The sequence below is a fragment of the Flavobacterium sp. T50_26 genome (genome assembly GCF_057652995.1).
On the sequence record NZ_JBYFCC010000008.1, the window covers coordinates 72,147 to 87,452 of the forward strand.

General features: G+C 33.9%; 16 protein-coding genes. 11 read left to right on the forward strand and 5 right to left on the reverse strand.

The window, feature by feature from the left end; translation table 11 throughout:
- Positions 1–37: 37 nt before the first annotated feature.
- The 3 genes from AC23MC_RS06440 to AC23MC_RS06450 form a co-directional block, all read right to left on the reverse strand.
- A complete protein-coding gene (locus AC23MC_RS06440) occupies positions 38–1,246 on the reverse strand; it encodes a sensor histidine kinase (protein WP_487567570.1) in 1,209 nt (402 codons plus the stop codon).
- Between the two features lie 132 nt (positions 1,247–1,378).
- Positions 1,379–2,731, reverse strand: a complete 1,353-nt coding sequence (locus AC23MC_RS06445) for a sigma-54-dependent transcriptional regulator (protein ID WP_487567569.1) — start codon at positions 2,729–2,731, stop codon at positions 1,379–1,381.
- Between the two features lie 11 nt (positions 2,732–2,742).
- Positions 2,743–3,201, reverse strand: a complete 459-nt coding sequence (locus AC23MC_RS06450) for a GNAT family N-acetyltransferase (RefSeq protein ID WP_487567568.1) — start codon at positions 3,199–3,201, stop codon at positions 2,743–2,745.
- 141 nt (positions 3,202–3,342) lie between these two features.
- Here AC23MC_RS06450 and AC23MC_RS06455 point away from each other — a divergent pair, with 141 nt between their 5' ends.
- The 11 genes from AC23MC_RS06455 (at position 3,343) to AC23MC_RS06505 (ending at position 13,573) form a co-directional block, all read left to right on the forward strand.
- Positions 3,343–4,587 (forward strand): efflux RND transporter periplasmic adaptor subunit, encoded by a 1,245-nt coding sequence (locus AC23MC_RS06455; RefSeq protein WP_487567567.1) that lies wholly within the window; start codon positions 3,343–3,345, stop codon positions 4,585–4,587.
- Positions 4,588–4,609: 22 nt separating this feature from the next.
- The gene (locus AC23MC_RS06460) at positions 4,610–5,314 is read left to right on the forward strand and encodes an ABC transporter ATP-binding protein (protein ID WP_487567566.1); all 705 of its coding nucleotides are present in this window, start codon (positions 4,610–4,612) and stop codon (positions 5,312–5,314) included.
- Between the two features lie 11 nt (positions 5,315–5,325).
- Positions 5,326–7,755 (forward strand): ABC transporter permease, encoded by a 2,430-nt coding sequence (locus AC23MC_RS06465; protein WP_487567565.1) that lies wholly within the window; start codon positions 5,326–5,328, stop codon positions 7,753–7,755.
- 55 nt (positions 7,756–7,810) lie between these two features.
- Positions 7,811–9,049 carry a TolC family protein gene (locus AC23MC_RS06470; RefSeq protein WP_487567564.1) on the forward strand — a complete coding sequence of 413 codons (1,239 nt, stop codon included), beginning with the start codon at positions 7,811–7,813 and terminating at the stop codon, positions 9,047–9,049.
- A gap of 120 nt (positions 9,050–9,169) precedes the next feature.
- Positions 9,170–9,415 carry a type II toxin-antitoxin system ParD family antitoxin gene (locus AC23MC_RS06475; protein ID WP_248432567.1) on the forward strand — a complete coding sequence of 82 codons (246 nt, stop codon included), beginning with the start codon at positions 9,170–9,172 and terminating at the stop codon, positions 9,413–9,415.
- Positions 9,415–9,714, forward strand: coding sequence for a type II toxin-antitoxin system RelE/ParE family toxin (locus AC23MC_RS06480; RefSeq protein WP_487567563.1), 300 nt, complete (start codon positions 9,415–9,417; stop codon positions 9,712–9,714). The genes AC23MC_RS06475 and AC23MC_RS06480 overlap by 1 nt, the downstream gene beginning before the upstream one ends.
- A 253-nt stretch (positions 9,715–9,967) precedes the next feature.
- Positions 9,968–11,113, forward strand: coding sequence for an Mrp/NBP35 family ATP-binding protein (locus AC23MC_RS06485; RefSeq protein ID WP_487567562.1), 1,146 nt, complete (start codon positions 9,968–9,970; stop codon positions 11,111–11,113).
- Positions 11,113–11,352 carry a NifU family protein gene (locus AC23MC_RS06490; protein WP_248432573.1) on the forward strand — a complete coding sequence of 80 codons (240 nt, stop codon included), beginning with the start codon at positions 11,113–11,115 and terminating at the stop codon, positions 11,350–11,352. The genes AC23MC_RS06485 and AC23MC_RS06490 overlap by 1 nt, the downstream gene beginning before the upstream one ends.
- Before the next feature lie 228 nt (positions 11,353–11,580).
- On the forward strand, positions 11,581–12,639 hold the full coding sequence (locus AC23MC_RS06495) for an NAD(P)/FAD-dependent oxidoreductase (RefSeq protein WP_487567561.1): 1,059 nt from the start codon (positions 11,581–11,583) through the stop codon (positions 12,637–12,639).
- 73 nt (positions 12,640–12,712) lie between these two features.
- Positions 12,713–13,045 (forward strand): 2Fe-2S iron-sulfur cluster-binding family protein, encoded by a 333-nt coding sequence (locus AC23MC_RS06500; protein WP_487567560.1) that lies wholly within the window; start codon positions 12,713–12,715, stop codon positions 13,043–13,045.
- Between the two features lie 72 nt (positions 13,046–13,117).
- Positions 13,118–13,573, forward strand: a complete 456-nt coding sequence (locus tag AC23MC_RS06505; RefSeq protein ID WP_487567559.1) for a VOC family protein — start codon at positions 13,118–13,120, stop codon at positions 13,571–13,573.
- Positions 13,574–13,681: 108 nt separating this feature from the next.
- Here the strand turns inward: AC23MC_RS06505 and AC23MC_RS06510 are convergent, their stop codons facing one another.
- Complete coding sequence (locus tag AC23MC_RS06510) at positions 13,682–14,395, reverse strand: SGNH/GDSL hydrolase family protein (RefSeq protein ID WP_487567558.1); 714 nt, start codon at positions 14,393–14,395, stop codon at positions 13,682–13,684.
- Positions 14,392–15,300, reverse strand: a complete 909-nt coding sequence (locus tag AC23MC_RS06515; protein ID WP_487567557.1) for a metallophosphoesterase — start codon at positions 15,298–15,300, stop codon at positions 14,392–14,394. Before AC23MC_RS06515 ends, AC23MC_RS06510 begins: the two co-directional genes overlap by 4 nt.
- Between the last annotated feature and the right edge of the window lie 6 nt (positions 15,301–15,306).

Genomic DNA, 15,306 nt, shown 5'->3' on the forward strand with positions numbered 1-15,306 from the left:
GAAAAACATTATGTAAAATTAACTCAATTTAAATGCCTCACTCCACCAAACAAATAATAAATCGCGTTTTATTATCATCCATTTGATAATTCAAATAACCGCCGTGAGCTTCAATAATATTTTTTGATAAGGTCAATCCAATGCCGGCTCCTTCTTTTCGAGTGGTGAAAAAAGGCAGAAAAATTTTATCTTCAATTTCTGCATCAATACCAATTCCGGAATCGGAAATAGAAATAAACAATCGTTTGTTCTTTTGTTCAGCCGAAATTTCAATGATTTTTTCGTCGTTTCCTTCTAAAGCATACAAACTATTGGTTAATAAATTAATCAAAACTTGCTCCATTTGAAGTGAATCAACCATAATCCATCTATTGAAAGAAATGTTATTTTTTACGATAATATTTTCTTTTTTAAATAACGGATTCATCAATTGAAGTGCGTTGTTCATCAACTGATTCAACTCTATTTTTTCCTTTTTAGGCGATGGAAGCATAGCAATTTTACGATAACTTTCCACGAAATTTTGCAAATGATTGCTGCGGTGAATCATCGTAGAAACACTTTCTTTAATGTCTTCTAAATCGTCTTTTGAAAGTGAATCTTGTTGCATCAACTCATTCAAATTCTGAGTAAGCGAACGAATAGGCGTAATTGAATTCATCAATTCGTGCGAGATGACTTTCATTAAATTAATCCAAGCTTCTTTTTCTTTTTTCTCAACCACTTTTTGAATGGAATCCAACAAAACAATGTAATATTCCTGAGCGTAAGCTTTTGTTTTTGAAGCTTGAAGCATAAACGTTTGTGCGTCTTCTTTGTTCACTCGAATTTGCAAAGACGTTTTCAACTCTTCAAAATTTCGTTCTTCAATAATTCCGCAAAGCGAAGGCAATTGATTTTTTAAATACATCCATTTTGACACTTTCGGAACCATAAAATGACTCGAAAAATAGTCGTTCATTAAAAAAATGCCCCAATCTTCATCTGATTTTTGAAGAATTAAAACGCCGGTTTCAATGTTGTTTAAAATGGATCGATAAACCAAATCTTTCGAAACTTGTTCGTTTTGATTTTGTTTCAATGAATCATACAAACGAAACAGATTTTTGTAATTATCATACGATTTATGTTTAGAAAAATCCGCCGAAAAATCATTGTTTAAAATCGCTGCAATAGTTTTATCATAAAATAAAAACGTATTTCGAAGAAAAGAAAAAAACTCAATTCCCATTAATAAAAAAAGCAAAAAACCAAAAATTGATGAATAAACTAAGGAGTTATACAACAACAAAAAACTGCCGATAAATACCAAAAGCAATAGTAGTAATCGGATAAAAAGTTGATGATATAGTTTTAAATTTTTCAAACCTATTTTTGATTAATCGGTTGAACCTAAATTGTATTTTTCCATTCTTCGGTACAAAGCCGCTCTTGAAAGTCCGAGTTCTTCCGCCGATTTACTAATGTTGAAATTGTTTTTATGCAACACTTTTTCAATGGAAATTTTTTCAATGTCGGACAAAGGCATTTCTTCCATTTCAATGGTTGAAAAACTGATCACATCCAAATCTAAATCGGAACTTTTGATGGTATTGTTTTCACACAAAATCACAGCACGTTCAATGCGGTTTTCCATCTCGCGAATGTTTCCTTTCCAAGCGTGTTTCTGAATTTGTTCCAATGCTTTTTCATCAAAAACTATTTCCTCTCGCTCATATTTTTCAGTAATTTTTTCTAATAAAAAAGTAGCCAACGGAATAATATCTTCTTTTCGTTCGTGAAGCGAAGGAAGTTTAATTTCCATTGTATTGATGCGATAATACAAATCTTCTCTGAAATTTTTTTCGGTAACTTCCTTTCTCAAATCAAGATTTGTCGCCGTAACAATTCTTATATTCAACGGCCTAGCCTTGGATTCACCCACTCGTGTAACCGATTTATTTTGAATTACTTGCAGTAGTTTAGTTTGCAAATGCAACGGAACGTTACCAATTTCATCCAAAAAAATCGTACCGTTTTGAGCCGATTCAAATCGTCCGGGTGTATCGTTTTTAGCATCGGTAAAAGCTCCTTTGGCATAACCAAACAATTCACTTTCAAAAATACTTTCACTCAACGAACCCAAATCAACGTGCACAAATGGTTCTTTTTTTCGGTTGGATTGTTGATGAATATAATGTGCTAAAACGAATTTTCCCGTTCCGTTTTCGCCTAAAATCAACACATTTGCATCGGTTTTAGCTACTTTAACCGCTAAAGAATATGCTTTTTGAATAGCGGTCGATTTTCCGATGAAAAAAGAATCTAACTTTTCTGAGTTTATAATTTTCTTTCTAACTTTCCGACTTTCTTCAACAGCAAATTTCACAACCGAAACCAATTTTTCATTGTCCCAAGGTTTTAAAATATAATCAAAAGCTCCTAATTTCAATCCTTCAACGGCAGTTTCAACTTTTCCAAAAGCAGTCATCAAAATCACAGTCGTTTTTGGTGAAAGCGTTTTGATTTCCTTCAACAAATAAATTCCTTCTCTTCCGTCTTCAAAACCAATACGGTAATTCATATCGAGCAAAACGACGTCAATCTCATTATCAGCCAAAAGTTCAACTACTTTTTTTGGATTATTGATTGTAAAAATAGTTTCAAAATGTTTCTTCAAAACCATTTTACAAGCAAAAAGAATGTCTTCTTGATCGTCTATGATTAATATTTGGGCATTAGTTTTTTTCATGTTTTGGCAAACTATAAATTTAATTCCATGATAGGTAAAAATCTTTTATTGTCTTTGGTTGGTTTGCTTCCAATAACTTGAAACCCCATTTTTTTATAAAATCTTTCAGCATTTGGATCCGCAAACAAAACTATTTTATGATAACCAATTTTTGTGATTTCATCAAATAAATGTTGAAGCAAAAAAGTGCCCAATCCTTTCCCGATTTTTTCTGGTTTAATAAACAAATTGTCTAATTCTACATAATTTTCAAAAATGATATAGGAATAATAACCTAAAATTTCTTCCTGAACTAGCTTATTAACGGTGTTTTCCTTGAGATAACTTTCCGAAATCATGAGCATTTCTTTCCATTCTTCCATTTGTTCGTCTGAATAGCCCCAAAATTGCTTTGATGTAAAAGTAATTTGATTCAAAATAATCAAATCTTCTTTATTAGCTTTCAAAATTTGCATGTTTTCTGTTTTCATCTGTGTTCACTTTCGCACAAACAGTGTTCATTTTCGAACACTCGATTTTTTGTTGATTTTGAGATGAGTTAAAAATCAATGCGTTACAAAACTTTAATTTTTGGCACAAAATTGATATAAACCATTACAAATAAATGTAGTATGGACACCATCGTTCCTCGTAAAAATAGAAAAAATAAATACATACTGATCGCTTCCGTAGTTTTTTTGCTATTGACTGTTTTGGTTGTAATGAGTATGACCAAAAAAAGAAGTTTGGATGTTTCTTCTTCGGAAGTTTCCATTAAATCGGTAATGGTTGAAAATTTTGAAGATTATATTGTTTTTCAGGCGAAAGTGGAACCTTTAAATTCGATGTTGATTAATGTCATTGAAGGTGGTTCCATTCAGGAAATTTTTGTTGAAAATGGCGATTTTGTCGAAAAAGGTCAGCCTTTAGCTCGATTGTATAATCCAAATACCGAATTAAGTTTTATGAATCAGGAAACGGCGATGATTGAACAAATCAATAATTTGAATAAAGCCAAACTTGATTTACGAACACAAGAATTAAATTTAGCAAAAGATTTAATTTCCATTGAACACGATTATTTTGATGCTAAAAATTTATATGATTTGAATAAGAAATTATTCGAGCAAGAAATTTTATCAAAAAATGAATGGGAAACTACGCAGGAAAATTTCAGGTATCAAACCGAACGAAAAAACATCATTCAACAAAGTGTTCAAAAGGAGAAAAAAGACAATCAAATTTTAATTGCACAAATCAATCAATCGCAAGGAATTATGCAAAAAAGTTTGCAAATTTTACGTGAAAACAAAAAGAATTTTTTGGTGGTGGCAACCTTAGCAGGAAGGCTTTCTTCGTTTGAACCAGTCTTAGGAAAAAATTATTCAGCCGGAGAAACCATCGGTAAAATTGATGTGATGAAAGGTTATAAATTGATGGCTGATGTGGATGAATTTTATTTGGAAAAAGTCTCTGAAGGTCAAAAAGCAAACATCGAATACAAAGATAAAATGATTTCAGTTGTTGTTTCCAAAGTAATTCCGGAAGTAAAAAATGGTCGTTTTCAAGTAGAATTACAATTTGAAAACAACAAAGAACTCGATTTGCGTCAGGGATTAAGCTTTGGAGTACGACTTTTATTATCCGAAAAAACAAAATCAACCGTCATTCCAAAAGGAAGTTTTTATCAGGAAACCGCAGGAAAATGGATTTTTGTTGTCAATGGTAATAAAGCAGAACGTAGAGAAATTAAGTTAGGTAGAGAAAATCCGCTCTATTACGAAGTGCTTTTCGGTTTGAAACTAGGCGAAAAAGTAATAACTTCCGGCTATAAAGATTATGTGGAAATGGAAGTTTTACATTTAAATAAAAAATAATCATCAATCAAAAACGAATACTATGATCACAATCAAAAAATTATCAAAAATTTTCCGAACAGAAGAAGTAGAAACCAAAGCCTTAAACGAAATTGATTTGGTTGTCAATCAAGGCGAATTCATCACCATAATGGGAGCTTCCGGTTGCGGAAAATCTACGTTGCTCAACATTGTGGGCTTGTTAGACAGTGCTTCGGGAGGAAGTTATCAATTGTTGAATCAGGAAATGAACGGTTTAACCGAATCAGAAAAATCGAAAATCAGAAAACAAAACATCGGATTTATTTTTCAAAATTTCAACTTGATTGATGAACTTTCGGTGTTTGACAATATCGAATTACCACTTATTTATAACAATGTTCCAACGTCAGAAAGAAAGAAAAAAGTGGAAGCAATTGCCGAACGTTTGGCAATTTCACATCGTTTAAAACATTTTCCGCAACAACTTTCAGGAGGTCAACAACAAAGAGTTGCCGTTGCAAGAGCTTTAATTAATGATCCCAAAATCATTTTGGCCGATGAGCCAACTGGAAATTTAGACAGTAAAAACGGTAATGAAGTGATGGAATTGTTAACCGATTTACACGCAAACGGAGCCACAATTTTGATGGTAACGCATTCTGATTATGACGCTTCTTTTTCGCAAAAAACCATTTATATGAAAGACGGAATGGTGATTTCGGAAAAACAAAACAGTAGAAATGTTGATGTATTGGTAACCAATTAAATAGTGAAATTATGATTAATAATTGGATCAAGATATTTTTATATCAACTCAAAAAAAATAAACTTTTCACTATTCTCAACACATTAGGTTTGAGTTTAGGAATTGCAGGATTGATTTTTGCCATTTTGTATTGGAATGATGAGCAAAGTTATAATGCTTGGAATCCCGAAAAGGGAAAAGTGATGCACGTGGTGAGTTATGTTTCTGTTGATACGTATTGGTCAACTTCAGTAGCGACTTTAGAACCATATCTTCAAAAATCATTTCCCGAATTGGATTCTTATTGTTACTTAAATCAATGGTATTATAACGAAATAATTCAGTATAAAAACAAAAAAGAGATTGTTCCGATTATCGATGCTCAAAAAACTTTTTTTAAATTTTTTCCTTTTGAATTTATTAAAGGAAATTCTCAAAACCCTCTTCCGGACAAAAATAGCATTGCAATATCCGATCAAACAGCTGAAAAACTATTTGGTAATGAGGAGCCAATTGGGAAAGAAGTGACTTATTCCGGTCGAAAATTAGTGGTTCGTGGTGTTTATAAAATTTCAGGAAAATCATCCTTAGAGCCAGAAGCAGTAACCAATTTGATAGATAGTAAATTAGAAGAAGACAAAGATCAATGGGGAAATTTTACGTATGGATTACTACTTAAATTAAAAAATCCTTCTGATTCAGAAAAGGTTGCATTCAAATTAAAAAAATTAATGAGTGAAAACCGAGAGTTAAAGTGGGCAAAAGAACAAGGAATTACCTTAGATGAATGGAAAAAGCAAGGCGGATTTCAAACACAAATTCTTTTAGAACCATTAGAAAATGCTCGTCTTCACAGCAAAGTAGATGGTTATGCCGAAGGACAAGGAAATTATCAGTTTTTGATGATTATGGTAGGTTTGTCGGTTTTAATTTTAATTCTTTCGATTGTTAATTATATCAATTTGGCTACTGCCAACGCCATTCAAAGAGCCAAAGAAGTGGGTGTTAGAAAGATTTTAGGAGCATCCAAAAGCAATATTGTAAAACAATTTATTTTTGAAACAGTATTAATTACAACTTTCTCCATTTTACTAGCATTAGTCATTGTAGAAATATCATTGCCGTATTACAATGAGTTTTTAGGGAAAACGTTACTCATTCACGGAAGCCAATTTTACATTCAATTGATAGTGATCTTTCTAATCGTAATCATCGTAGCCGGAATTTTTCCATCCGTTTATGTTTCTAATTTTGAAACCTTAAAAGTACTCAAAGGCAATTTTGGCAGAAGTAAAAGTGGCGTTTGGTTACGAAATGCGATGCTCATTCTTCAATTCGGAATCGCGACCTTTTTCATCATTGGTTCATACATTGTTTACCAACAAGTAAATTATTTGCAAAACAAAGAATTAGGTTTCAAAGGTGAACAAATTATTCAAATTGATTACCGAAATCCGTATGATCATACACAAGAAGGTGTGCGAGAAAAATTATTGTCAAGATATCTAACTATCAAACAAGAGTTGTCTAAAATAAATGGAGTTAAACAAGTAGCAACCGGATCATTTTCTTTCGGAAGCGGAGCAAGTTCATCGTCAAGTTTTTCCTATAACGATGTTACAATTCAAGGGCAAAATATGGGTATGGATTTCGGTATGCTCGATATGATGAATATTAAAATAAAAAAAGGAAGAGGTCTTTCAGAGAAGTTTGCATCCGATTCTGTTTCATCCATTTTAATTAATGAAACAGCCGAAAAAATGATGAATGAAAAAGATGTTTTGGGTAAAGAAATAAATTGGAATGGAAAAAAACTTAAAGTAGTTGGTGTGGTGGCAGACTTTCATCTTAACGGACCACATAACGAAATTCCACCAATGGCTTTCTTTCACTTTAAAACAATCGATTGGATGATTTTTAACGTCAATAAAATTTATGTAAAAGTGAATCCCGAAGAACTAGAAACAGTAAAAGCCGATATCGAAAAGTTTTGGATCAAAAAGGTTGATGGCGATTATCCGTTTACGTATGATTTTGTAGATAAACATTTTGCAAGAACGTATGAAACGTATGTTAAACAAAAAAACCTTTTCTCTTTGCTTAATGTCATCGTGATTTTGATTGCTTTGTTCGGGTTATTCTCCCTAGCATCCTATTCCATCCAGCGAAGAATGAAAGAAATTGCCATCCGCAAAACATTAGGAGCAGAAACGAAAACATTACTTAAAGATTTGTCAAAACAGTACATCGTTTTTTGCCTTATCGGATTTTTATTGGCTCTCTTTCCGGTTTATTTTTTACTCGGAAAATGGTTAGAAAATTTCGTTTACCGTATTGATATTACGTTAATGCCGTTTATCATCGGTTTTGTTATTCTATTGATTTTAACGCTAATCGTAGTGCTTTCCAAAGCTTATCAAGCTACTAAAGTGGATGTTTTAAATTACTTAAAATATGAATAAGAGGTTACTAATTGTGTTCTTATTTACTTCGAGCATTTTTGTGCGTGGCCAAGAAATGTCTTGGTCACTCCAAAAGTGTTTTGATGTGGCTTTGAATAACAATATCGACATAAAAATTCAGCAATTGGAGATTTTGCGTTCCAAGAAAAATTATACGCATCCTTTGTTGGAATTGGTTCCTTCGGTAGGATTAAGTGCTAATCATAGCTATAATTTTGGTTCAACCATCGACCCTAATACCAATTCAAGAGTGAGTTCAGATATTCAGTGGGATAACGTGAATTTGAATGCCAGTATCAATGTGCTCGATTTCTCTAACCTATCCACAGCTCGAAAAAATAAATTGGAAGTCGAATTGAGTAAAGCCGACAAAGAAGTCATTGAATACGAATATAAATTGCAATTGCTCGAAAAATATTTTGAAGTTTTATACAGTCAGGAACAACTTAAAATTCAAAAAGAACAATTTAAAAATGCAGTTTATAATTTGGAAAGAATTCAAAAAGAAGTCGAAATCGGAAGCAAACCCAAAAGCGATTTATATGATATGCAATTCAATTTCTCACAGGAAGAAAATCAAATTTTAGTTTCAGAACAATTGTATGAATACCAAAAAAAAGAACTTTTTCAGTTGATGAATGATAATGAAACAACTTCTAAAAATGTAATTTTAGAACCTTATTTTGCTACAAATTCAAATGAAAATAATGTTGAAATAACCAACAATCCAAAACTAGATTTTGCCGAAATGAATTATAAAAGTTCCAAAAAAGAGGTAGGTATTTTAAGAGGAGACAACCTTCCGACCTTATCTGCTTTTTATGGGTTTTCAACGTTTTATTCTGCTCCGATAAATCAACCAAATGTTGTGGTAGATGATTTTCGAACTCAATTTGACAACAACAAATACCATCAGGCGGGCTTGCAATTGCAAATACCAATTTTCACCGGATTCAAACACAACCGTAGAATTGCTGCGGCAAAAATTCAAACCGAAAAAACCAAATGGGAAGTCGAACAAGAAAAAATTAAAATCAATCAACAAATCGAATTAGAAAAAACGCAAAAGAATAACTATTTGCAACGCAATCAAAAACTCAAAAATTCATTTGACTTGGCAGAAAAAATGTTTACCACTTCGCAAGCAAAATTCTTAACCGGAAAAACAGATGCAGTTGTGTTTTCAACCATTAAAAACCAACGATTAAATGCCGAATACGAAGTTTTAAAAAATGATTTATTGTTTCAATATGCATCTGTGAGAATCAATTTACTTACTAAAAATCAGTTGTAATTTTTTATCAAATAGTTAGACATAGCCCACGGTTTCAACCGTGAGATGATTATTTAATCCAATAATAATAAAAAATAATTTTATAAAATACCAACAATTGGTATATTTGTAAAAAAAATTATGGCAAAAAACACTTCCATTTTGCTAGGAGAGCATTTTGAAAACTTCATCAACGAACAAATTGCGTCAGGAAAATATAGTTCCGTGAGCGAAGTTGTTCGTACAGCTTTGCGTTTTTTTGAACAAGAAGAAAACAAAACTAAATCGCTTATCAATGAATTAAAAGTTGGTGAAAAAAGTAAAAAAATTAAAGATTTTGACAGAAACAAAAATCTTGAACAATTAAATGCTTCGTTTCAAAAATAATGCCCAATTATACAATTAGCGAAAAGGCATTAGAAGACATAAATGCTATTTGGGTTTATACTGCCCAAAATTGGTCAGTTGAGCAAGCTAACCGGTACTATAATTTAATCTTCGACGAAATTGAATTCATTTCCAATAATTTCGAAATGGCACAAGATTTCGGAAAGCTTAGAAAATCATACCGATATTCAAAAATTAAATCGCACTTGATTTTCTTCAAAAAAAATAAATTCAACGAAATTGAAGTCATTCGAGTTTTGCACGAAAGAATGGATATCGAAAATAGATTGAACGATTAAATCAAGAAATTTTTATTATTCTTCGACCTTTGCACGTTCCCACTTTAAACTACAACTGCGACTGCGACTGAAAACTGCGACTATACACTGCTACTGAACACTGCGACTGCTCATCTATCCCTCCATAAACATTTTCAATTCTTTAACTACTGTTTCTGCACTTTTCGTATTATCTTTGCAATCTAAATTCAGTATAAATAAAACTGATTTTTTATTAACTCAAAATTGCCCAAAATTTGGGGTGAGGTAAATTATGAAACTCGACAGAAAAGAAATACTCAAAGCCTTAGAAACCATTTCTGTGGCTGGCGAAGGAAAGAATATGGTTGAAGGCGGAGCCGTGCAAAACGTACTCACTTTTGGCGATGAAGTAGTGGTGGAATTAGTATTATCAACTCCCGCTTTACATATTAAGAAAAGAGCAGAAGTAGATATCATCAAAACGATTCATGATTTGGTGTATGAAAAGGCCAAAGTAAAAGTCAACATCAAAGTAGAAGCTCCCGAAAAACCTGAAAACCCAAACCTAATCAAAGGAAAACCAATTCCGGGAATCAGCAACATCGTTGCCATTGCATCCGGAAAAGGCGGCGTTGGAAAATCTACCGTAACAGCCAATTTAGCCGTAACGTTAGCCAAAATGGGATTCAATGTAGGTGTTTTAGATGCCGATATTTACGGACCATCAATGCCAATTATGTTCGACGTTGAGCACTCAAAACCAATCTCAGTTGAGGTCGACGGAAAATCAAAAATGAAACCCGTAGAAAGTTACGAAGTAAAAATTCTTTCTATCGGATTTTTCACCAAACCCGACCAAGCTGTCATTTGGCGTGGACCAATGGCTGCCAAAGCCTTAAACCAAATGATTTTTGATGCCGATTGGGGTCAACTTGACTTCCTTCTCATCGATTTACCACCCGGAACAGGCGACATTCACCTTTCCATTATGCAATCGCTGCCCATCACAGGAGCCGTTGTTGTGAGCACGCCGCAAGCCGTCGCGTTAGCCGATGCTAAAAAAGGCGTTTCAATGTTTTTATCAGATGCAATTAGCGTTCCCGTGTTAGGTATCATTGAAAATATGGCTTATTTCACGCCGGAAGAACTTCCAAACAACAAATATTATATCTTTGGAAAAGAAGGAGCCAAAAATTTAGCCGAAGATTTGCAAGTGCCAATGTTGGGCGAAATTCCGCTAATTCAAAGCATTCGCGAAGCGGGGGATTACGGTCGTCCTGCAGCACTTCAAACCGCAACGCCGCTAGAAGCCGCTTTCGAAGAAATTGCCCGAAATGTTGTGCAAGAAGTAGTAAACAGAAACGAAAGTTTACCACCAACCGAAGCAATCAAAATAACCACAATGGCCGGATGTTCGGCTGTAAAAGGAAAGAAATAATGACAAACGAAGAAATCAGAGTAGAAATCGAAAAAGCATTAGATGAAATCCGTCCGTTCCTCAAATCAGATGGCGGCGATATTTCACTCATCGATGTGCTCGACGACAAACACGTAAAAGTGCGACTCGAAGGAGCCTGCGTAGGCTGTAGCGTAAACCAAATGACGTTGAAAGCCGGTGTAGAAACGACCATCAAAAAATATGTGCCACAAATCGAAACAGTCGAAAACGTAGCTTAAATTTTTTGGGCGTGCCCCTCCGCAAGCTACGGGTCGGGCTATCCGCTGCAAGTCCTCGCCTCAACTCCGCAAGCTCCGTTGTGGCTGTGGGCTTTCCGCTACTATCCCTCACGCAAACCTTGCTAACTGACAAATATCATATCCAAAAGAAAAAAGAAGAACTATTTTCGCAAAGTAAAACCTAAAAACTCAGCAACTCAGATTCTCAGCAACTCAGCAACTTTAAAAATGATACAAACCGACATACTTATTATTGGAGCCGGCCCCACCGGACTTTTCGCCGTTTTCGAAGCAGGATTATTAAAATTAAAATGTCACCTTATTGATGCACTTCCGCAACCCGGAGGGCAATTAGCCGAATTATATCCCAAAAAACCAATATACGATATTCCGGGTTATCCCGAAGTATTGGCAGGCGATTTGGTCAACAATTTGATGGAACAAATCAAGCAATTCCAACCCGGATTTACCTTGGGAGAAACAGCCGAAACCATTGAAAAACTGGAAGACGGAAGTTTTATTGTGACTACCAATAAAGGTACGCAACATCAAGCGAAAGCTATTGCGATTGCCGGCGGTTTAGGAACATTCGAACCCAGAAAACCATTATTAAAAGACATCGAATTCTACGAACAAAACGATCGCGGAGTAGATTACTTCGTAAAAGATCCTGAAAAGTATCGTGGAAAAAAAATTGTCATTTCCGGTGGTGGTGATTCAGCCTTAGATTGGAGTATTTTCCTTTCTGATGTGGCTTCAGAAGTAACCTTAGTTCACCGAAGAAACGAATTTCGTGGAGCATTAGATTCCGTAGAAAAAGTACAAGAATTAAAAAATTCCGGTAAAATAAAATTAATCACACCCGCCGAAGTCATTGGCTTCAAAGGATCCGAACGCATCGAATCGGTTGACATCGAAATTAACGGAGCAAGAATGAATGTTGAGACTGATTATTTTATTCCCCTTTTCGGCTTAACACCAAAACTAGGAGCAATCGCAAACTGGGGATTGGAAATCGAAAAAAATGCGATTAAAGTAAATAATGCATTAGATTATCAAACTAACATCGAAGGAATTTATGCCATTGGCGACGTAAACATCTATCCCGGAAAATTAAAACTTATTTTATGCGGATTCCACGAAGCCACCTTAATGTGTCAAAGTGTTTACAATAGATTAAATCCCGGCAAAAAATATGTGCTGAAATATACCACAGTTTCTGGCGTTGATGGTTTTGACGGAACACGAAAAGAAGCAGAAAAAGCAGTTGTAAAATCGATTGAATAAATTATTTTTGTTTCAAGTTTCAGGTTTCAAGTTCTTTGGAAACCTGAAACTTGAAACCTGAAACAAAGAAATTATGTCCCAAGACATCACCATCAAAATAACCGACCGAAACGGAGCCCAACACGAAGTCCAAGCTCCAACCGACATGAACATGAACATCATGGAACTCATTCGTGCCTACGAATTAGCCGAAGAAGGAACTATCGGTGTTTGTGGCGGAATGGCCATGTGTGCTTCTTGTCAATGTTATGTGTTGAATGACATAGTTTCACTAGAACGAAATCCAGATGAAGAAGCTATGTTGTGGGAAGCCTATCACGTAAAAGATAATTCTCGTTTAGGCTGTCAAATTCCAATTACCCCAGAAATTGATGGATTGGAGATTGAGATTGCTCCTGAACAATAGTCGTAAGTGATTTTACTAAAGCTAAATTAGGAGCTTACAGATATTAAGTAAAATTTACAGCATTTACTATTTATGATAAAAGGGCTTTACGAAACACATTTATTTGTTGAAAATTTAGAAGTTTCAATCGATTTTTATAAAAACATTCTCGGACTTGAACAATGTTATTATGAGAAAGAACGAAGAGCCGCATTTTTTTGGATAGGAAAACCAAAAGAAGCAATGTTAGGACTTTGGGAAAAACCAAAAAATGAAATTGATAAACGACATTTTGCTTTTAGGTGTGAGAAAGAATTTATTTTGAATAAGGCAACTGAATTTTTAAATCAAAATGGTTTAAAACCCTACAATTTTTTAAATGATGGAACAGAAAGGCCTATGGTTTTTGCTTGGATGCCTGCAATAGCAATTTATTTTAACGATCCAGACGGTCACTATTTAGAGTTTATCTCTATTTTAGAAGAAAAAGCGAAACCCGAATTAGGCGTTGTTTCTTATGAAGAGTGGACAGCCAACATTAATCAATAGTAAAAATTCAGTTAAATAGCTGATATTCATGTTTTTTAAAAACAAAAAATGCTTCAATTTCTGTTTTATGAAATAAAAAATGTAAGTATTAATCTGATTGTTTGTTTTTTAGATCCCTAAAATAGTTTTTGCAATTGGCAGTAATCTTTCTACAAATTTCGAATAAGCCAATTCAGACGGATGCAAATTATCTGAGGCAACCAAATTTGGGTTGTTTAATCCTTCTCGAGTAATATCTGTAATATTTACAAATTCAATACCGAGAGATTCTGCATGGTTTTTTGCAAAAGCATTGTAATTATCCAGTTGACTTGAAATAGTTGAAGGATTTGAACTCGATTGCCCAAATGGAGTATAAGCATAATCCGGAATTGAAACGACAATCACACGATTTTTGTCTCCTTTTGCTAATGCAATTGCTGTTTGTAACAACTCTGGAAATTCAGTTTCGTATAATGAAAAAGGTCTGTTTTGGTATTGATTATTTACACCAATTAACAACGTAACCAAATCATATTCTGCTATTAAATTTTCATTCGCAATAGCATTTTTCAAGTTGGTTGTTGTCCAACCGGTTTGAGCCACGACTTTTACAGAAATGTTATCAGAAGAGGTTAAAGAGTTTTGCAAACTGTCTTTCAATTGTGTAGGAAATCGACATGTTTCACAAACACTTTGACCAATCGTATAGCTATCACCTAAAGCTAAATATTTTATATTTCTGACTGTTGGATTTGGAATGTTTTGCACTGTTTCATCATCATTGGAACATCCGAAGAATGATAAAAAAAGAATTGTAAATAAATAAATTTGCTTTTTCATATTTCTTTTCTTTGGTAAGCGGTTAATTCAACCGGTCCTTCTAAAATTTCTTTTACAATTTGCAAGGTTCCATCTGATTTAGTATCGATAAACCATTTAATTAAAGCAATTGTTCCTTCCACAATTTCAATACCGGTAATACTTCTGGGATGAACACAACTTCCGTCGTTAAAATAATTAATCGAATTGTCATTTGTATTCGGAAATCGGGGACGATGCGTGTGTCCGGTAATTGTGATGAGATTGTTGTTGTCAGCTATCCATTTTTTTATTCGACGTTCGATTTTAATTAATTCAACATAGTTTTTTGCCGGACTGGTTGGGTCTTTAATTCCCCAAACTTGAAGAGGCTTCCATAAAATTTGAACCAAAAATCGATTGATTTTCCAACCAATATAATTCATAAAATCGGCCTGATGACCGTGGGTTAAAAATAGTTTCTGACCTGTTTCAGAATTTTCAAGTACGATGGCTTCATGGTATTCAATTCCCGTAAATAACGGTTCGTCTTTACCAGTTTTTGGATCAAAAAAAGTACTTAATTTTTTCTTTACCACATTTTTATCACGGTAAACCATGTCATGATTACCATAAATCATGTGAAGTCTACTGGAATCGTGAAATTTTTTCAAAAGCAAATACACATTTTTATGAGCTTCAAAAATTTCTTTAAAGAAAAGGTTTTCCCACAATTCATCTCCGTCTCCCAATTCACAATAGCTAAAACCTTCAGTAAAATAATGGTTCATTGCATGAAAGTAGATGTTTCGGTTGCTGGCAAAATCATCGGCAAAACTTGCATCACCACGATGACAATCGCTAAAAAGAATAAATTTTGACTTGTTGTCAAACGGAATTCTTTTGGCGTTTTCAAAAGCTCTTGAAAGTCGGGTTTGTGATGACATTTTTTT